The organism is Agromyces neolithicus, from assembly GCF_039529735.1.
Taxonomy (GTDB): Bacteria; Actinomycetota; Actinomycetes; order Actinomycetales; family Microbacteriaceae; genus Agromyces; species Agromyces neolithicus.
Genome location: NZ_BAAANJ010000021.1, coordinates 59,958 through 77,988, shown reverse-complemented (window position 1 = coordinate 77,988; position 18,031 = coordinate 59,958). Strand labels below are relative to the sequence as shown.

Annotated in this window: 14 protein-coding genes; 12 read left to right on the top strand and 2 right to left on the bottom strand. The window is 69.4% G+C overall.

Annotated features, from left to right (window positions below; translation table 11 throughout):
• The 4 genes from glmU to ABD164_RS17265 are packed head-to-tail and all read left to right on the top strand — an operon-like array spanning window position 1 to window position 4,690.
• Entirely contained in the window at window positions 1–1,458 is a 1,458-nt protein-coding gene (gene glmU / locus ABD164_RS17280) for a bifunctional UDP-N-acetylglucosamine diphosphorylase/glucosamine-1-phosphate N-acetyltransferase GlmU (protein WP_344297814.1), read from the top strand.
• Window positions 1,459–1,493: 35 nt separating this feature from the next.
• Window positions 1,494–2,471 (top strand): ribose-phosphate diphosphokinase, encoded by a 978-nt coding sequence (locus ABD164_RS17275; RefSeq protein ID WP_344297812.1) that lies wholly within the window; start codon window positions 1,494–1,496, stop codon window positions 2,469–2,471.
• A gap of 12 nt (window positions 2,472–2,483) precedes the next feature.
• Window positions 2,484–4,184 (top strand): long-chain-fatty-acid--CoA ligase, encoded by a 1,701-nt coding sequence (locus ABD164_RS17270; protein WP_344297810.1) that lies wholly within the window; start codon window positions 2,484–2,486, stop codon window positions 4,182–4,184.
• A gap of 2 nt (window positions 4,185–4,186) precedes the next feature.
• Window positions 4,187–4,690 (top strand): hypothetical protein, encoded by a 504-nt coding sequence (locus tag ABD164_RS17265; protein ID WP_344297808.1) that lies wholly within the window; start codon window positions 4,187–4,189, stop codon window positions 4,688–4,690.
• 49 nt (window positions 4,691–4,739) lie between these two features.
• On the opposite strand, the gene ABD164_RS17260 is transcribed toward ABD164_RS17265, so the two are convergent.
• Complete coding sequence (locus ABD164_RS17260; RefSeq protein WP_344297806.1) at window positions 4,740–5,102, bottom strand: hypothetical protein; 363 nt, start codon at window positions 5,100–5,102, stop codon at window positions 4,740–4,742.
• 46 nt (window positions 5,103–5,148) lie between these two features.
• A complete protein-coding gene (gene gndA, locus ABD164_RS17255; RefSeq protein WP_344297804.1) occupies window positions 5,149–6,615 on the bottom strand; it encodes an NADP-dependent phosphogluconate dehydrogenase in 1,467 nt (488 codons plus the stop codon).
• Window positions 6,616–7,094: 479 nt separating this feature from the next.
• Between gndA and ABD164_RS17250 the strand changes: the two genes are divergently transcribed.
• The 8 genes from ABD164_RS17250 to ABD164_RS17215 all read left to right on the top strand — a co-directional run bounded on the left by ABD164_RS17250 (window position 7,095) and on the right by ABD164_RS17215 (window position 17,804).
• Window positions 7,095–8,273, top strand: coding sequence for a Gfo/Idh/MocA family protein (locus tag ABD164_RS17250; protein ID WP_344297802.1), 1,179 nt, complete (start codon window positions 7,095–7,097; stop codon window positions 8,271–8,273).
• A 148-nt stretch (window positions 8,274–8,421) separates the two neighbouring features.
• The gene (locus ABD164_RS17245) at window positions 8,422–9,483 is read left to right on the top strand and encodes a LacI family DNA-binding transcriptional regulator (RefSeq protein ID WP_344297800.1); all 1,062 of its coding nucleotides are present in this window, start codon (window positions 8,422–8,424) and stop codon (window positions 9,481–9,483) included.
• Window positions 9,484–9,613: 130 nt separating this feature from the next.
• The gene (uxaC, locus tag ABD164_RS17240; RefSeq protein ID WP_344297798.1) at window positions 9,614–11,014 is read left to right on the top strand and encodes a glucuronate isomerase; all 1,401 of its coding nucleotides are present in this window, start codon (window positions 9,614–9,616) and stop codon (window positions 11,012–11,014) included.
• The gene (locus ABD164_RS17235) at window positions 11,011–12,477 is read left to right on the top strand and encodes a mannitol dehydrogenase family protein (RefSeq protein ID WP_344297796.1); all 1,467 of its coding nucleotides are present in this window, start codon (window positions 11,011–11,013) and stop codon (window positions 12,475–12,477) included. The genes uxaC and ABD164_RS17235 overlap by 4 nt, the downstream gene beginning before the upstream one ends.
• A gap of 191 nt (window positions 12,478–12,668) precedes the next feature.
• Window positions 12,669–14,441 carry a beta-glucuronidase gene (gene uidA, locus ABD164_RS17230; protein WP_344297794.1) on the top strand — a complete coding sequence of 591 codons (1,773 nt, stop codon included), beginning with the start codon at window positions 12,669–12,671 and terminating at the stop codon, window positions 14,439–14,441.
• 34 nt (window positions 14,442–14,475) lie between these two features.
• Window positions 14,476–16,032 (top strand): glucuronide transporter, encoded by a 1,557-nt coding sequence (uidB, locus tag ABD164_RS17225; protein ID WP_344297792.1) that lies wholly within the window; start codon window positions 14,476–14,478, stop codon window positions 16,030–16,032.
• Between the two features lie 3 nt (window positions 16,033–16,035).
• Entirely contained in the window at window positions 16,036–17,274 is a 1,239-nt protein-coding gene (gene manD, locus ABD164_RS17220) for a D-mannonate dehydratase ManD (RefSeq protein ID WP_344297790.1), read from the top strand.
• The gene (locus ABD164_RS17215; RefSeq protein ID WP_344297788.1) at window positions 17,271–17,804 is read left to right on the top strand and encodes a gluconokinase; all 534 of its coding nucleotides are present in this window, start codon (window positions 17,271–17,273) and stop codon (window positions 17,802–17,804) included. Before manD ends, ABD164_RS17215 begins: the two co-directional genes overlap by 4 nt.
• Window positions 17,805–18,031: the final 227 nt, after the last annotated feature.

The window sequence follows — 18,031 nt, the reverse complement described above, 5'->3', positions numbered from 1 at the left end:
ATGGACCAGAACCTCGCCATCATCGTGCTCGCCGCCGGGCAGGGCACCCGCATGAAGTCCGCGACGCCCAAACTGCTGCACCCGCTCGCGGGTGCGCCCATCGTCGCGCATGTGCTTGCGACCGCACGCACGCTCGACGCCGCGCACGTCGTCGCCGTCGTGCGCCACGAGCGCGACCTGGTCGCGGCCGCCGTCGAGGCCGAGTTGCCCGGCACGGTCATCGTCGACCAAGACGAGGTCCCCGGCACCGGCCGTGCCGTCGAGCAGGCGATCGCCGCGCTTCCGGCCGACTTCGACGGCGAGGTGCTCGTGCTGAACGGCGACGTGCCGCTGCTCAACGCCGACACCCTCGCCGCGTTCCTCGAGCAGCACCGCACCGATGCCGCGCAGGCGTCGGTGCTCTCGGCGATCTACGACGACCCCTCCGGCTACGGCCGTGTGGTTCGCGACATCACCGGCCGGTTCGACCGCATCGTCGAGCAGAAGGACGCGACCGATGACGAGCGACGCATCGCCGAGATCAACGCGGGCATCTACGCCTTCGGGGCGGCAGCCCTGCGCGACCAGCTGGCGAACCTCACAACCGACAACGCCCAAGGCGAGAAGTACCTCACCGACGTCATCGGGCTGCTGCGCGCTGCGGGCTCCGAGGTCGAGGCCGTGCCCGTCTCAGAGCCGTGGCTCGTCGCGGGCATCAACGACCGTGCCCAACTCAGCGAGACTGCCGCACGTCTCAACGCGCTCATCGTGCGCGGCTGGCAGCTGGGCGGCGTGACGATCGAAGACCCCGCGACCACGTGGATCGATCTGACGGTGCGCATCGAGCCCGACGTCACGATCCGACCGGGAACGCAGCTGAAGGGCGCCACCGTCATCGAGACCGGCGCGATCGTGGGCCCCGACACGACACTCGTCGACTGCGAGATCGGCCGCGACGCCGAGGTGAAGCGCACTGACGGCACCCTCTCCGTGGTCGGTGCCGGGGCATCCGTCGGCCCGTTCTCGTACCTGCGGCCCGGCACCGTGCTCGGCGCCGACGGCAAGATCGGCGCGTTCGTCGAGACGAAGAACGCGAAGATCGGCGAGGGCAGCAAGGTGCCGCACCTCTCGTACGTCGGCGATGCCACCATCGGCGAGCAGTCGAACATCGGCGCCGGATCGATCTTCGCCAACTACGACGGCGTGAAGAAGCACCACTCCGAGATCGGGTCGCACGTGCGCACGGGTTCGCACGGCGTCTTCGTCGCGCCCGTTAGGATTGGCGACGGGGTCTACACGGGCGCCGGCACGGTCGTCCGAAAAGACGTTCCGGCGGGCGCGCTCGCCGTGAACGTGGCCCCGCAACGCAACATCGAGGGGTGGGTCCAGACGCACCGGCCCGGCACCGCGGCCGCTCAGGCGGCCGAGGCCGCCGACGAGGCATCCGGCCCCGCATCGCACGACGCAGCCACCGACTGACGCACCGGCCCGTACCGGTGGAGAGGACACACCCCATGTCGGGAATCGAGACCACCGGATCGAAGCGCCTCGTGCTGGTATCCGGCCGCGCACACCCCGCGCTCGCCGCCGAGATCGCCGAGGAGCTCGGCTCAGAGCTCGTCCCGACCGATGCGCGCACCTTCGCCAATGGTGAGATCTACGCGCGCTACGACGAGAGCGTGCGCGGCTGCGACGCGTTCGTGATCCAGTCGCACACGTCGCCGATCAACGAGTGGCTCATGGAGCAGCTGATCATGGTCGACGCGCTCAAGCGTGCGAGCGCGAAGCGCATCACCGTGGTCGCACCGTTCTACCCGTATGCCAGGCAAGACAAGAAGGGCCGCGGCCGCGAGCCGATCTCGGCCCGCCTCGTCGCCGACCTGTTCAAGACCGCCGGCGCCGACCGCATCATGTCGGTCGACCTGCACGCCGCGCAGATCCAGGGCTTCTTCGACGGCCCGGTCGACCACCTCTTCGCCATGCCGGTGCTGCTCGAGGAGTTCAAGAACTCGCTCGACCCCTCGACCCTCACGGTCGTCTCGCCCGACATGGGCCGCGTACGCGTCGCCGACATCTGGAGCGACAAGCTCGGGGTGCCCCTCGCCATCATCCACAAGCGCCGCGACCCGCTCGTACCCAACCAGGTGTCGGTGCACGAGATCGTCGGTGCCGTCGAAGGCCGCGTCTGCCTGCTGGTCGACGACCTCATCGACACCGGTCGCACGATCGTCAAGGCAGCCGAGGCGCTCAAGGCCAACGGCGCGATCGGGGTCGTCGTCGCGGCCACCCACGCGGTGTTCTCGAACCCCGCGACGCAGATCCTGCAGTCCGACTTCATCGACCGCGTCGTGGTCACCGACACGCTGCCCATCCCCGAAGAGAAGCGCTGGGACCGGCTCACCGTGCTGCCGATCGCGCCGCTGCTCGCGCGAGCCATCCACGAGGTGTTCGAAGACGGCTCGGTGACGAGCATGTTCGACGGCGCGGCGTAGGCGGGCAACGCGATGGCGATCACGACCCCCAGGCCCTGGCTCGCGAGCTATGCCGAGGGCGTGCCCCACGACGTCGACGCGCCCGAGGGCTCGCTGTACGACCTCATCCGCGCCTCGGTCGAGCAGTACCCCGACAATGTCGCGCTCGAGTTCTTCGAGCGCACCACGACCTACGCCGAGCTCGGAGCCGAGATCGAGCGCGTCGCCGAGGGGCTGCGCCTGCTCGGGGTGCAGAAGGGCGACCCCGTCGCACTGGTGCTGCCGAACTGCCCGCAGCACATCGTGGCGTTCTACGCCGTGCTGCGGCTCGGCGCGATCGTCGTCGAGCACAACCCGCTCTACACGCCGCGCGAGCTGCGCCACCAGTTCGAAGACCACGGCGCCACGGTCGTCATCGCGTGGAACAAGGTCGTCGAGACCATCCAGGCATTCCCGCCCGATGTCGCGGTGCCGCACATCATCTCGGTCGACGTCACCCGTGCGATGCCGTTCATGATGCGCGCGATGCTGCGGTTGCCCGTGGCGAAGGCGCGCGAGTCGCGCGCCGCCCTCACGACGAAGGTGCGTGGCACGATGCCCTGGCATGAGCTCGCGGCATCCGCTGCCATCGACCCGCACATCATCGCGCCCGCCGTCGACGACGTCGCCCTCATCCAGTACACGAGCGGCACGACCGGCAGCCCCAAGGGCGCCACCCTGACGCACGCGAACCTGCTCGTGAACGCCGCCCAGGCGCGCGCGTGGGTGCCCGACGTGCCGCGCGGCACATCGGTCGTCTACGCGGTGCTGCCGATGTTCCACGCCTACGGGCTCACGCTCTGCCTCACGTTCGCGATGAGCATGGGAGCGCGGCTCGTGCTGTTCCCGAAGTTCGACCCCGACCTCGTGCTCAAGGTCGTGAAGAAGCATCCGGCGACGTTCCTGCCCGCCGTGCCGCCGATCTACGACCGGCTCACGAAGGCCGCGGCGGCCGAGGGCGTGTCGCTCGACGGCATCCAGATCGCGATCTCGGGAGCGATGCCGCTCTCTGCCGAGGTCGTCGAGCCCTGGGAGGCCGCGAGCGGCGGGTACCTCGTCGAGGGCTACGGGCTCTCGGAGTGCTCGCCCGTGCTCATGGCGAACCCCGTGGCGCCGACCCGCAAGGCCGGCACCGTCGGCATGCCGTTGCCCTCTACCGAGGCGCGCGTCGTCGACCCCGACGACCCCATGACCGACGTCGCACCGGGCGCCGAGGGCGAACTCGTCGTGCGCGGCCCGCAGGTGTTCTCGGGGTACTGGAAGAAGCCCGAAGAGACCGAAGCGGTGTTCGTCGCCGACCCCGACGGCGGCGCGCCGTGGTTCCGCACCGGCGACATCGTGTCGATCGATGCCGACGGCTTCGTGCGCATCGTCGATCGCATCAAAGAGCTCATCATCACGGGCGGTTTCAATGTGGCGCCGAGCGAGGTCGAAGAGGCGCTTCGCGCCCACCCCGACGTCGATGACTGCGCGGTGGTCGGCCTGCCCGACGAGCACTCGGGCGAGCAGGTCGTCGCCGTCGTCGTGCTGCGCGACGGCGCGACGTTCGACGCGGATGCGATCCGCGGGTTCGCCCGCGACAGTCTCACCGCCTACAAGGTGCCCAAGCGCGTGGTGCAGGCAGACGACCTGCCGCGCTCGCTCATCGGCAAGGTGCTGCGTCGCGAGGTGCGCAACAGCCTGCTGAACGGTTGAGCATGGGTTTCCTCTCGACCGAGTCGGCCCGGGCGCTCGCCGAGCTGATGGCGCTCGACGCGCTCGATGCGCACGGCGCCGACGGCACGCGGGGGCCGACCGGCACGACGGCGCTCGACCGACTCCGCGGCATCCGCTCGCTGATCGCCGCCCTCGAAGCCGACCCGGCGTCGCTCGCGGCGGTTCGCGAAGCCCTCGACGCGGGCGCGAGCTGGGACGACGTCGCCGACGCCGCCGGGCTCAGCCCGTCGGCGGCGAAGTACCGGTGGTCGGGCGACGACGAGACCATTGCGGCGCGGCAGGAGGCCAGTCGCAAGCGCAAGCGCGAACGGCCGTCGAGCGTGCCGACCGACCTGCCCGGGCTCTCGGTCGCCGATGCGGCGCGGCAGCTCGGCGTCACCCCGCAGGCGATCTACCAGCGCGTCACCCGTGGACTGCTCGAGGCGCGCACCGTCGAGCTGCCCGACGGGCGCACGTACAAGCGGGTGTTCCTGCCCGAGGCGTGAGTGGCGCCGCTGGTGCGCGGCCGGCGACGCGGTGACGGATGACCCGCGCTCAGGTACCGCGTTCGTCTGGGGTGATCGGACGGGGGGCCGACGGCAGCACGCCGAGGTTGGCGAGCGGAGTCGCCACTCCGCTTGCAGACACGGCCGAGCACTCCCAGCCGGGACCGCCCTCGCCGAACAGCTCGAACGACACCCGGAACGCGGCGGCGTCGGTGTCGAACCGTTCGACGTAGACCGCGCAGGCGCGATCGGCCGCCGAGCGGGCGACGCCGTATGCCGAGAGCATCAGCGGCAGCACCAGCGCACCCAGTGCGACGAGCACCGTGATGCGCAGCGCCCGCCGACGCCGCTCGCCGTAGACGGGGCGGTCGTCGTGAGGCTCGTCGTCGAGGCCGCGCGCCGGTTCGCTCATGACTCAATCATGACCGACGCACGACCGCGACGCGCGCGGACCTGGCTCAGTGCGACGAGGGCGTGGTCTCGATCTCGCTGTGGTCGCCCGACCACAGCGTGTGGAAGACACCCGGCCTGTCGACGCGCTTGTACGTGTGGGCGCCGAAGAAGTCGCGCTGGCCCTGCACGAGGGCGGCGGGCAGGCGCGGCGCGCGGAGGCCGTCGTAGTATGCGAGCGACGACGAGAACGCCGGCGTCGGAATGCCCGACGCGGCCGACGCCGCCACCACCCGGCGCCAGCTCTCTTGCGCACCCGCGACGGCGTCGCGGAAGTACGGTGCGACGACGAGGGCGACCAGGCCGGGGTCGTCGGCGTACGCCTCGGCGATGCGATTCAGGAACCGGGCGCGGATGATACAACCGGCCCGCCAGATCTTGGCGATGTCGCCCTTCTTGACATCCCAGCCGAACTGCTCGGCGCCCGCGATGATCTCGTCGAAACCCTGCGAGTAGGCGATGATCTTCGACGCGTAGAGGGCTTGGCGCACGTCTTCGATGAACGCGTCAGTGTCGGCGTCGTCGACGGTCCAGGCGGTCGAGGGGCCCGGAAGGTCGACCGATGCCTCGCGCTGGGCCCGCTTCGACGACAGGCTTCGCGCGAACACGGCCTCGGCGATGCCCGAGGTCGGAACGCCGAGGTCGAGGGCGTTCTGCACGGTCCACGCGCCGGTGCCCTTGGCGCCGGCCTCGTCGAGGATGACGTCGACGAGCGGCTTTCCGGTCGCGGCATCTGTCTGGCGCAGCACCTCGGCGGTGATCTCGATGAGGTAGCTCTCGAGCTCGCCGGTGTTCCACTCGGCGAAGATGTCGGCGATCTCGGCGGGGCTCTTGCCCGTGCCCTGGCGGATGAGGTCGTAGGCCTCGGCGATGAGCTGCATGTCGGCGTACTCGATGCCGTTGTGCACCATCTTCACGAAGTGGCCGGCGCCGTCGGTGCCGACGTGGGTGACGCACGGCTCGCCCTCGGCGATCGCAGCGATCGAGGAGAGGATGGGGCCGAGGGTCTCGTAGGACTGCTTCGAGCCGCCCGGCATGATCGACGGGCCGTTGAGGGCGCCCTCTTCGCCGCCCGAGATGCCGGCGCCCACGAAGTGGATGCCGGTGGGCGAGATGTCTTTCTCGCGGCGGATGGTGTCGTGGAAGTTCGCGTTGCCGCCGTCGACGATGATGTCGCCCGGCTCGAAGCGGCTCGCCAGCTCGGAGATGACCGCGTCGGTGCCCTTGCCGGCCTGCACCATGATGATCGCGGTGCGGGGCTTCGCGAGCGAGGCGACGAAGTCGTCGTAGCTCTCGGAGGCGACGAACCCGGCCTCGGGGTGCTCGTCGACCAGGGTGCGCGTGCGCTCGGCCGAGCGGTTGAACACGGCGACGGTGTTGCCTTCACGGCTCGCGAGGTTGCGGGCGAGGTTGGACCCCATGACCGCGAGTCCGACGACGCCGATGTTGGCTGCTGCGAGCGGTGAATCCGCCATGGGGGGCTCCTCTGATGAGTTGTTCTCGAGAACGTTGGGGTGCACGCATCGCGAGCGGGCGATCGGAGGGGCGGCGACGAGGCGCGCCCACCGGATCCACGCTAGCAAACGCCCGACTCCGTCATGCGTCGTGCGTCGTCGTGCGACAAGCCGCGGCGAGTCGTGCGTGCGTGCTCCATTGCAACTGTTCTCCATGGTTTTGTCAATCGGTTGCCGTTCCACGCTTCCCGTCGACCGTTCCAAGCCGCCTAGGCTCGACTGGAGGTTGGCAATCGGTTGCACAATTCGTGAACCTGTGGTGTCCTTGACCTCGAGGTCCCCCTCATCGACTGACTCGGGGTTCCCGATGAAGTGAATCCCGAGAAGCTGGAGTGAACCGCCGTGACGCCATCGCACCCGGATGCCCCGGATCATTCACGCTCGGCCGCGCTCGAGCCGCACCTCGAGGGCGCGTTCGACGAACGAGAGTCGAGCGCGGTTTGACCGCGCGACTCGGCGTCGCCATCGTGGGAGCGGGCGTCATCGGACGTGCGCACGCCCGGGTCGCCGTCGCGCACCCTGGGCTGCGACTCGTCTCGATCGTCAGCCGGACCCTCGATTCCGCGCGCTCGCTCGCCCGGTACGTGCACGTCGAACTCGAGGGAGACGCGCCCGCCGTCGCCGACTCGCTCGACGCGGTGCTCGTCGACTCGGCCATCGATGTCGTCGTCATCACCACTCCGAGCGGCTCGCACGTCGAGATCGCCGAGGCCGCAGTCGACGCCGGCAAGCACGTCGTGATCGAGAAGCCCATCGACGTGAGCCTCCACCGCGCACGTCGTATGGTCGCACTCGCCGAGCGTGCTGCCGCGTCGGGCATCGTCGTCACCGTCATCAGCCAGAACCGGTTTGCCCCTGCCGTCGTCGCGGTCAAGCACGCGATCGAATCGGGTCGCTTCGGTCGCGTCACCTCTGCCACCGCCACGGTGGCCTGGTGGCGCAGCCAGGAGTACTACGACTCCGGCGATTGGCGCGGCACATGGGCGTACGACGGCGGCGGTGCGCTCATGAACCAGGGCGTGCACACCGTCGACCTGCTCCTCCACCTTCTCGGCCGCCCCGTGGAAGTGTTCGGGTACGCCTCGGCCCTCGTGCACGAGCGCATCGAGGTCGAAGATGTCGCGGCATCCGTCATCCGCTTCGAGAGCGGCGCGGTGGCGACGCTGCTCGCGACCACCGACGCGTTCCCCGAGAACTCCACCCGGCTGCAGGTGCATGGCTCGGCCGGATCCGCGTTCCTGCAGAACGGCCTGCTCGAGTACTTCCACGCCGACGACGCCCACCCCGCCGGCATGCCGCGCGGGTATGGCCGACTCGGCAACCAGGCCGCGCGCGAGGTCCCCGAGCACGACCTGCCGGGCGCCCCGGCGGTCACCGACTTCTTCAACGGCCACCTGCGTCAATACGAGGATCTCATCGAGGCGATCGACTCCGGCCGCGAGCCCCGTGTGACCGCGGCGCAGGCAACCGAGGCGCTCGCGCTCGTACGGGCCGTGTACCTCTCGCAGACGCTCGGTCGCCCGGTCGCATTCGCCGACGTTCTCGCCGGTCGACACGACCACGTCGAACCCGTCGTCGGCTCCGACGCCGACGAGGCGAGAGTCGCCGGAACAGCGTGAGTCGGCCCAGCAGGACCAACCGGTTGCAGAGCCGTTCCGACAACATCGTGGCACTCCGTTGTTCAGAGCCGCGTGCACGCTAGCGTGGACGGTGATATCGGCGGCCGAGACCATTGACGGACCGAGAGCGCCGAGGAGGTGAGCCGAGATGAGTGACCAACAGCCCGAGCGGGTGGCCCGTGAATCCAAGCGCTCCCGCGGCGGCTCGGCGCCCACGATCTACGACATCGCGAAGCTCGCCGGAGTCAATCCGTCAACGGTGTCACGGGCGCTCAGCCAGCCGGGCCGCATCAACGTGAAGACAGAGGAGCGCATCCAGGCGGCGGCCAAGGAGCTGAACTACCGGGTGAACCCCATCGCCCGGGCTCTCCCGACGGGTCGAACGAGCACGCTGGGGCTCTTCGTGGCCGACATCACCAACCCGGTGATCTTCGGCATCGTGCGCGGGGCCGAGCGGGCCGCGGCTGACGCCGGGTACACCCTCGTCGTCGCCGAGTCGCAGGAGTCGGGTGAGCGCGAGGCCACCGCGATCGAACGCGTGATGCCGTCGGTCGACGGCCTCGTGCTCGCGACGAGCCGCCTCGCCGACGCCCAGATCCGGCAGATCGCCTCGCGCAAGCCGGTGGTCGTGATCAATCGCGCTCTCGAAGGCGTGACCGGCATACTTCCCGACGTCGAACGCGGTGTCGACCAGCTCGTCGTCCATCTTGCCGAGCTCGGGCACCGTTCAATCGCGTACGTCTCGGGTCCCGAGACGTCGTGGGTCAGCCGGCGGCGCTGGGAGGCCCTGCTCGCCGCCGCGCCGAGGCGCGGCATGACGATCGTCGAGATCGGGCCGGGGGTGCCGACGCTCGACGGCGGAGCCGCCGCGATCTCTCGCGTCGTCGCCTCGGGGGTGACCGCCGTCGTCGCGTTCAACGACCTCATGGCGATCGGGCTGCTCAGAGCAGCGCAGGAACGCGGCATCGCCGTGCCGTCGAAACTGAGCATCGCCGGGTTCGACGACATCTTCGGCAGCGACTTCACTGCGCCCGCGCTCACGACCGTGCGCGCGCCGCTCACCGAGGCGGGCGAGCGGGCGGTGCGATACCTGCTCAGTCGGGTCTCACCGCACGCCGACGCTGCTCGAGTGAACGTCGAGTCTCTGCTGCCGACCGATCTCGTTGTACGTGGCTCGACCGGGCACCATGTGGCCGGCGGCGAACGCTGACACTCGCACGGTGAACTGACACCGCATTGAGCGCCCGCAGCCACCGGCGGCACGCTCTCAGCCACCGGCTGCACCTTTTGGCAACCGGTTGACAACGATGCTGCCCCAGACCATCATGGAGCTTGTGTCAATGAAGCTGCTTCTCGATCCCGACCGGCTGTTCCCGACAGATCCGGCCACCCGCGACATCGCCCGCGGGCTCTACGAAACGGTGGCACAGCTGCCGATCATCTCCCCGCACGGCCACGTCGCGCCGTCGCTGCTGCTCGATGACGAGCCGTTCGCCGATCCGGCCGACCTGTTCATCACGTACGACCACTACGTCACGCGCCTGCTGCACGCGGCGGGCGTCGACCTCTCGACGCTCGGCGTCGGCCGCAGCGGGGCAGTCGACCCCCGCGAGGCTTGGCGCACGTTCGCGAGCCACTGGCATCTCTACGCCGGCACCGCATCGGGCTATTGGCTGACGCACGAGCTCTCGACGCTCTTCGACATCGAGGTCGAGCCCTCTGCAGAGACGGCCGACGCCGTGTACGACCAGATCGCCGCTCGCCTGGGTGATCCGGCCTACCGCCCGCGAGCGCTCTTCGAACGGTTCGGCATCGCGGTGCTCGCCACCACCGACGACCCCATGGACGACCTGGCAGCGCACGCCGCGCTCGCCGCCGACGCGTCGTTCACGGGCCGCGTGCTCCCGACGTTCCGGCCCGACGGCTACCTCGACCCGACCGCCCCCGGCTTCACCGAGCGCATCGAACGGCTGGCCGAGTCCAACGGCACCGCACCCGACGACTTCGCCGGCTACCTCGCCGCACTCGAGGCCCGCCGGGCGCACTTCATCGCGCACGGCGCCGTCTCGGCCGACCACGGGGTACTCGAGCCGTACACCGTCGACCTGACCGACGACGAGGCATCCGTGCTCTTCCGGCGCGCCGTCGCCGGCGACCTCGACGCGGCAGGCGCCCGCGAGTTCAGCGGCAACATGCTGCTGCGCATGGCCGGCATGAGCGCGCGCGACGGTCTCGTCATGACGGTGCATCCCGGCGTCTTCCGCAATCACTCGAGCTCGACGTACGACCGGCTCGGTCCCGACACGGGCCACGACATCCCGGTCGCGACGACCTACACCGAGAACATCCGCCCCCTGCTCGAGAAGCACGGGCTCGAGCCCCGCCTGCACCTCGTGCTGTTCGGCATCGACGAGACCATCTACTCGCGCGAGGTCGCGCCGCTCGCGGGGTTCTACCCGAGCGTGTTCATCGGCGCGCCGTGGTGGTTCATCGACGCCCCCGACGCCATCCTGCGGTTCCGCGCGGCCGTCACCGAAACCGCGGGCTTCTACCGCGGCTCGGGGTTCATCGACGACACGCGAGCGTTCCTCTCCATTCCTGCGCGCCACGACATGGCACGCCGGGTCGACTCGGCGTTCCTCGCGCGGCTCGTGCGCGAGGGCCGGGTCTCGCTCGCCGCCGCCGAGCGCATCTCGGTCGACCTGGTCGACGCGATTCCCCGTAAGACGTTCAAGCTGTGAGCGACGCGACCGGTACCGAATCCGCGGGCGGGAGCGCCGAGATCCCCGCCGGCGGCCTCGGCCTGAACCGCCGCAACCTCTCGGCGCGCACCGGAGCGGCGTCCGAGCCGGCGCCCGTGCGCATCGCACACCTCGGGCTGGGCGCGTTCCATCGCGCGCACCAGGCCTGGTACACCGATGTCGCCGACGAGGCGAACGAGTGGGGCATCGCCGCGTTCACCGGTCGCAGCCCGCAGGCCGCCGAAGAGCTCGCCGCCCAAGACGGCCTCTACTCGCTGATCGAGCGCTCGGTCGACGGCGATTCCATCACGGTGATCGACTCGATCTCCGAGGCGGTCGACGGCGCTCGCGTCGACCGGCTCGTCGAGCATGTCGCCGCGCCCGACACGGCTCTCGTGACCCTCACGGTCACCGAGGACGGGTACGCGCTCGGCGCCGACGGCCGTCCCGACCTCGCGAACCCGTCGGTCGCCGCCGATGTCGAGTGGCTGCGGCACAACCTCGGCGCAGCCGAGTTCGACCTCTCCGGTGCGCCGCGCACCGCGCTCGCCCGGCTCCTCGCCGGAGTCGAGGCCCGCCGCCGCTCGGGCGCCGGAGCCCTCGCGATCGTCTCGTGCGACAACCTGCCCGAGAACGGCGAGCTCACCCGCGCGGGCATCTTCGAGCTTGCCGAGCTCGCGGGGGCGACCGCGACCCGTGAGCACCTCGCCGAGCACGTGACGTTCGTGTCGACCTCGATCGACCGCATCACGCCGAAGACCACGCCGGCGGATGTCGCTGCCGTGGCCGCGGCGACCGGCTGGCGCGATCGCTCCCCGGTGGTCACCGAGCCGTTCCACGACTGGGTGCTGAGCGGTGAGTTCGGTGCCGGGCGACCCGCCTGGGAGAAGGCGGGGGCGCGCTTCGTCGACGACATCGACCCCTTCGAACGCCGCAAGTTGTGGCTGCTCAACGGATCGCACACGCTGCTCGCCTACGCAGGCGCCGCCCGCGGCCACCGCACGGTCGCCGAGGCCGTCGGCGACCCCGAGGTGCGCTCGTGGGTCGAGCAGTTCTGGGCCGAGGCCGTGCGGCACCTGCCCGCCGAGGGCCTCGATCTCGACGCCTACCGCGCGGCACTGCTCGAGCGTTTCGACAACGCCCGCATCCAGCACCTGCTCGGTCAGATCGGCCAGGACGGCACGACGAAGCTGCGCGTGCGCATCGCCCCGGTGCTGCGTGCCGAGCGTGCGGCCGGCCGCGGCGGCGAGGCGTCGGTGCGGGTGCTCGGCGCCTGGGTCGCGGCTGCTCGCGACGGGCGGCTCCCGGCCGACCGTGCCGGCGACGCACTCGCCGCCGCCGCCGCGGCGTCGGGGGAGCGATCGGTCGTCGACCTGCTGCGCCTCGTCGACCCCGAGTTGCTCGAGGATCCGGCCATCGTCGCCGCAGTCTCGCGCGCGGCCGGCGCGTTCGCCTCGGTCTGACGGGCGTCGATCTCGACACCGCGCCGCGCGGTCACCCTGGACCAGATCGGTCCCATTTTGGCAATCGGTTGCCAGATTCGCCGAAACGTGGTTCACTGGGTGTCATATCCGGTCCCCGGCGCATCCGTCGATCGGCACGAATGCAGAGCGCAGTGAAGCGACATTCGCAACGGCGCGACAGAAAGGCCATCATGCTGAAGCCCCAGACCAGCCCCACCCGTGAGCTCGTCAACCTCGACGGACTGTGGAAGTTCGCCGTCGACCCCGGCACCCCGCACACGCTGTGGCGGGCACCGCTCGACACGACGCTCGAGGCCGCCGTTCCCGCGAGCTACAACGACCTCTTCGCCGACGCCGCGATTCGCGACCACGTCGGCTGGGTCTGGTACCAGCGCAACGTGCGGGTGCCGCGCGGGTGGGCGGGCGAGCGCGTGTTCGTGCGTCTCGACGCGGCCACTCATGAGGGCATCGTCTACGTGGACGACACCGAGGTCGCCGAACACGTCGGCGGCTACACCCCGTTCGAGGCCGACATCACCGGCCTCGTGACCGCCGGCCAGGAATTCCGACTCACGGTGGGCGTCAACAACGAACTCACCAATATCACGATCCCGCCGGGCAGCATCAGCGTCACCGACGGCGGCGGCCGCAAGCAGGAGTACCTGCACGACTTCTACAACTACGCCGGCCTCGCCCGGTCGGTGTGGCTCTACAGCGCACCGGCCGTGCGAGTGACCGACCTCACGGTCACGACCGATGTCGACGGCTCGACCGGCGTCATCGGCTTCGATGTCGAGACCACCGGCGCCGACGGCGTGCAGGTCACCGTGCGTGACGCCGAGGGCACCGTCGTCGGCTCGGCCGAGGGCATCGCGGGCGTCGTGCGCGTCGACGACGTGAAGCTCTGGCAGCCGGGCGCGGCCTACCTCTACACGCTCACGGCGCAGGCTGTCGTGGGTGGCGAGGTCGTCGACGAGTACTCGCTGCCGGTGGGCGTGCGCACCATCGAGGTTCGCGGCATGCAGTTCCTCATCAACGGCGAGCCGTTCTACTTCACCGGGTTCGGCAAGCACGAAGACAGTGCCGTGCGCGGCAAGGGCCACGACAACGCCTACCTCGTGCATGACTTCCAGCTCATGGACTGGATCGGCGCGAACTCGTTCCGCACGTCGCACTACCCGTACGCCGAAGAGGTCATGGAGTTCGCCGACCGCCACGGCATCGTCGTCATCGACGAGGTCGGCGCCGTCGGGCTCAATCTCGCGATGGGCGGCGGAATCTTCGGTGGGCAGACCAAGCTGACGTTCGCCCCCGAGAACATCAACGACGACACGCAGGCCACGCACGCCCAGGCGATCCGCGAGCTCGTCGACCGCGACAAGAACCACGCGAGCGTGGTCATGTGGTCGATCACCAACGAGCCGGCCTCGAACGAGCCGGGCGCGCGCGAGTACTTCGAGCCGCTCGTGAACCTGACGCGCGAACTCGACCCGACCCGGCCGGTCACCTTCGTGAACGTCATGTTCTCGACCTACGAGAACGACCTCATCGCCGACCTGTTCGACGTCATCTGCCTGAACCGCTACTACGGCTGGTACGTCGACTCGGGCGACCTCGCCGCCGCCGAGCAGAAGCTCGAAGCCGAACTCCTCGGCTGGCAGCAGAAGTTCGCCCGCCCGCTGATCATGACCGAGTACGGCGCCGACACGGTGGCCGGCTACCACTCGATCTACGACACCCCGTTCACCGAGGAGTACCAGACCAGCTTCCTCGACATGTACCACCGCGTCCACGACCGCGTCGAGGCGATGATCGGCGAGCAGGTGTGGAACTTCGCCGACTTCCAAACGAAGAACGGATTCGCCCGCGTCGACGGCAACAAGAAGGGCGTGTTCACTCGCGACCGCAAGCCGAAGGCCGCCGCGCACGCCCTGCGTGCTCGCTGGACCGGACTGAAGAAGTAGCCGCGAGTCGGCACCGGGTAAAGGAGCCCAGATCATGTCACAAAGCACCACCGCCACCAGCGAGAACGGCACCGGCACCGAGAGCAAGCTCAGCAAGCTGAGCATCGTCGGTTACGGCGCGGGCGACGCGGCGAACAACCTCGCCTTCACCACCGCGACGATGTTCCTGCTCATCTACTACACCGACGTCGCGGGAATCGCGGCGGCGGCGGCCGGCACGCTGCTGCTCGTCGTGCGCGTCTTCGACGCGTTCGCCGACGTGCTCGCGGGCCGCATCGTCGACCGCACCTACAGCAAGCGACTCGGCAAGTTCCGGCCGTTCATCCTCTTCGGCTCGCTGCCCCTGCTGCTGCTCAGCGTCGCGACCTTCTCGATCCCGCAGATCGGTGAGAGCGGCATGCTGCTCTACGCCTACCTCACGTATGCGGCGCTCGGCCTGGCCTACAGCCTCGTCAACATCCCCTACGGCTCGCTCGCCGGCGCGATGACCCGCGACTCGAGCGAGCGCGCAAAGCTGGCGAGCGCCCGAACGATCGGTGCGATGATCGTCGGCGCCGGCCTCGGCATCTTCATCGCCCCACTGATCACGCCCGACCGCGACCTACAGTCGGTGTTCACCTGGATGACCGTCGGGTTCGTGGTCGTCGGCTTCGCGCTCTACATGTTCACCTTCTTCACCGCGAAAGAGACCGTGAAGCGCGACGTGGCTCGGGTGTCGATGAAACAGAGCTTCGCGATCCTGAAGAGCAACACCCCGTTGCTGCTGCTCTGCCTCAGCTCGTTCGTGTTCCTCACCGGAATGCTCGCGCTCAGCACCGTGCAGCTGTACTACCTGCGCGATGTGCTGCACGCCCTGCCGCTGTACGCCGTGCTCTCGATCATCCAGATCGCGCTCACCTTCGGTCTTGCGGTCGTCGTCCCGACGATCGTGCGGCGATTCGGCAAGCGCACCGGCTATATCGGCGGGGGACTGATCATGGTGGTCGGCGGACTCGTCGTCTTCCTCTCACCGCCCAGCGCCGTGTGGCTCGCGTTCGCTGGTCTCGTGCTCTGCTACGTCGGGCTCGTCCTCGTCAACATGCTCGTGTGGGCGCTCGAGGCCGACACGGTCGAGTACGGCGAATGGAAGACCGGCGTTCGCGCCGAGGGCATCATCTACGCCCTCTTCTCGTTCACCCGCAAGACCGGCCAGGCGGTCGGCGGCGCCCTCGCCGCCTACGCCCTCGCGATCGGCGGCTACGTCGCCGGTGTCGAGTCCCAATCGGTAGAGGCCGAGTGGGGCATCCGCGCGGCCGCGGGCCTGCTGCCGGCCGTGGCCGCGGGGCTCGCCGTGCTCATCATGTTCTTCTACCCGCTCACCGACAAGCGCCACCGCGAGATCGTCGCCGAGATCGAGGAGCGCCGTCGCAGCCGGCACGTCGTCGAGCCGGGCCTCTCGACCGCCGCGTTCGCCGCCGGCCGTCACGCTCCCGACCTCGACGTACTCGCGACCGACGACGCGCCATCGGCCGACCGTACCGACATCACCGACACCACCGTCAACCCCGACAACACCGGCAACCCCGGCAACCCCGACACCAAGGAGCCCTGACCCATGAAGATCGCCAAGGCCGAGGTCATCGTCACGAGCCCCGACCGCAACTTCGTGACACTGAAGCTGACGACCGAGGACGGCCTCACCGGCCTCGGCGACGCCACGCTCAACGGTCGCGAACTCGCCGTCGTGAGCTACCTCAAGGACCACGTCGCGCCCCTCCTCATCGGCAGCGACGCGAGCCGCATCGAAGACACCTGGCAGTTCCTCTACCGCAGTGCGTACTGGCGCCGCGGGCCGGTGACGATGGCGTCGATCGCGGCCGTCGACATGTCGCTGTGGGACATCAAGGGCAAGGCGGCGGGCATGCCGGTCTACCAGCTCCTGGGCGGCGCCAGCCGCTCGGGCCTGATGGCCTACGGTCACGCCTCGGGCAAGGAGTTGCCCGAGATCTTCGACTCCATCCGCGCTCACCTCGAGCAGGGCTACCGTTCCATTCGCGTGCAGACCGGAGTGCCCGGATTGAAGGCCATCTACGGCATCGCCTCGCAGGCGGCCGACACCGGGGACGCCGACCTGCGCTACGACCACGAGCCGGCCCGCCGCGGCGCGAAGCCCACAGAGGAGGACTGGGACACGCGGGCATACCTGAAGCACCTGCCGGGCGTCTTCGAGGCCGTGCGCAACGAGTTCGGGCCCGACCTGCCGCTGCTGCACGACGGGCACCATCGCATGACGCCGATCCAGGCCGCCAAGCTCGGCAAGTCGCTCGAGCCGTACGACCTGTTCTGGCTCGAGGACTGCACCCCGGCCGAGAATCAAGAGGCGCTGCGTCTTGTGCGCCAGCACACCACGACCCCGCTCGCCATCGGCGAGATCTTCAACACCGTGTGGGACTTCAAGGACCTCATCCGCGACCAGCTCATCGACTACGTGCGCGGCGCGGTCACGCACATGGGCGGCATCTCGCCCCTGAAGAAGACACTCGAGTACGCTGCCCAGTACCAGATCAAGTCGGGCATGCACGGACCGACCGACATCTCCCCGGTGGGCATGGCGGCGGCGATGCACCTCGGCCTCTCGATCCACAACTTCGGAATCCAGGAGTACATGAAGCACGGACAGAAGACCGACCAGGTCTTCGAGCAGTCGTTCACCTGGGAGAACGGCATGCTCCACCCGGGCGACAAGCCCGGGCTCGGTGTCGAGTTGAATCAGGACGAGGCGGGCAAGTACCCCTATGAGCAGGCCTACCTGCCGTACAACCGCCTCGCCGACGGCACGGTGCACGACTGGTGACCGCTCCCTCGCAGCCCGAGGCGCCCGTCGTGATCGTGATGGGCGTCTCGGGTTCGGGCAAGTCCACGATCGGTGTCCTCCTGGCGCGCGACCTCGGGGTGTCGTTCACCGACGCCGACGACCTGCACCCGATCGCCAACATCGAGAAGATGGCATCGGGCGTGCCGCTCGACGACGACGACCGCCGGCCGTGGCTCGAGACCGTCGGGGCCACGCTGGCCGAAGCCGAACGTGCGGGCACCGGACTCGTCATCGCCTGCTCGGCGCTGAAGCGCGCGTATCGCGAGACGATCCTCGGGCAGGCGCCACAGACCCGGTTCGTGCACCTGCACGGAACCCGCGAGGTGCTCGCCGCCCGCACCGAGGGGCGCACCGGTCATTTCATGCCGACGAGCCTGCTCGATTCGCAGCTCGCCACGCTCGAGGAGCTCGAGCCCGACGAGCCGGGCATCGTCGTCGACATCGACCGGCCAGTGGGCGAGATCCTCGCAGATGCCGTGTCGCGACTCACGACGGGCCAGTCCACCTGACGGCCCCCCGGGCGAGGGTGCAGACGTCATGTCAGCGCGCCCGCCCAAAGCGTTGTAGACTCGTCCATTGGACTTCGGCGAGGGATGCTGCCGGTTCCGGGTTCGCCCGGCGTCGCGACATCCGTGATCGACGCGGTGGAAGCAGGCTTCACGGCTTTTCCTCACGCATTGCGCACGCGACGTGCGCGCGTTCGAGTCGAAACAACAGACAGACGATCTGGGCCGCG

Excerpts from the sequence above, each read along its gene's own strand:
- uidB (WP_344297792.1), top strand. The coding sequence starts at position 14,476 with ATGTCACAAAGCACCACCGCCACCAGCGAGAACGGCACCGGCACCGAG.
- ABD164_RS17245 (WP_344297800.1), top strand. The coding sequence starts at position 8,422 with ATGAGTGACCAACAGCCCGAGCGGGTGGCCCGTGAATCCAAGCGCTCC.
- ABD164_RS17260 (WP_344297806.1), bottom strand. The coding sequence starts at position 5,102 with ATGAGCGAACCGGCGCGCGGCCTCGACGACGAGCCTCACGACGACCGC.
- manD (WP_344297790.1), top strand. The coding sequence starts at position 16,036 with ATGAAGATCGCCAAGGCCGAGGTCATCGTCACGAGCCCCGACCGCAAC.
- ABD164_RS17265 (WP_344297808.1), top strand. The coding sequence starts at position 4,187 with ATGGGTTTCCTCTCGACCGAGTCGGCCCGGGCGCTCGCCGAGCTGATG.
- gndA (WP_344297804.1), bottom strand. The coding sequence starts at position 6,615 with ATGGCGGATTCACCGCTCGCAGCAGCCAACATCGGCGTCGTCGGACTC.
- ABD164_RS17275 (WP_344297812.1), top strand. The coding sequence starts at position 1,494 with ATGTCGGGAATCGAGACCACCGGATCGAAGCGCCTCGTGCTGGTATCC.
- uxaC (WP_344297798.1), top strand. The coding sequence starts at position 9,614 with ATGAAGCTGCTTCTCGATCCCGACCGGCTGTTCCCGACAGATCCGGCC.
- glmU (WP_344297814.1), top strand. The coding sequence starts at position 1 with ATGGACCAGAACCTCGCCATCATCGTGCTCGCCGCCGGGCAGGGCACC.
- uidA (WP_344297794.1), top strand. The coding sequence starts at position 12,669 with ATGCTGAAGCCCCAGACCAGCCCCACCCGTGAGCTCGTCAACCTCGAC.
- ABD164_RS17270 (WP_344297810.1), top strand. The coding sequence starts at position 2,484 with ATGGCGATCACGACCCCCAGGCCCTGGCTCGCGAGCTATGCCGAGGGC.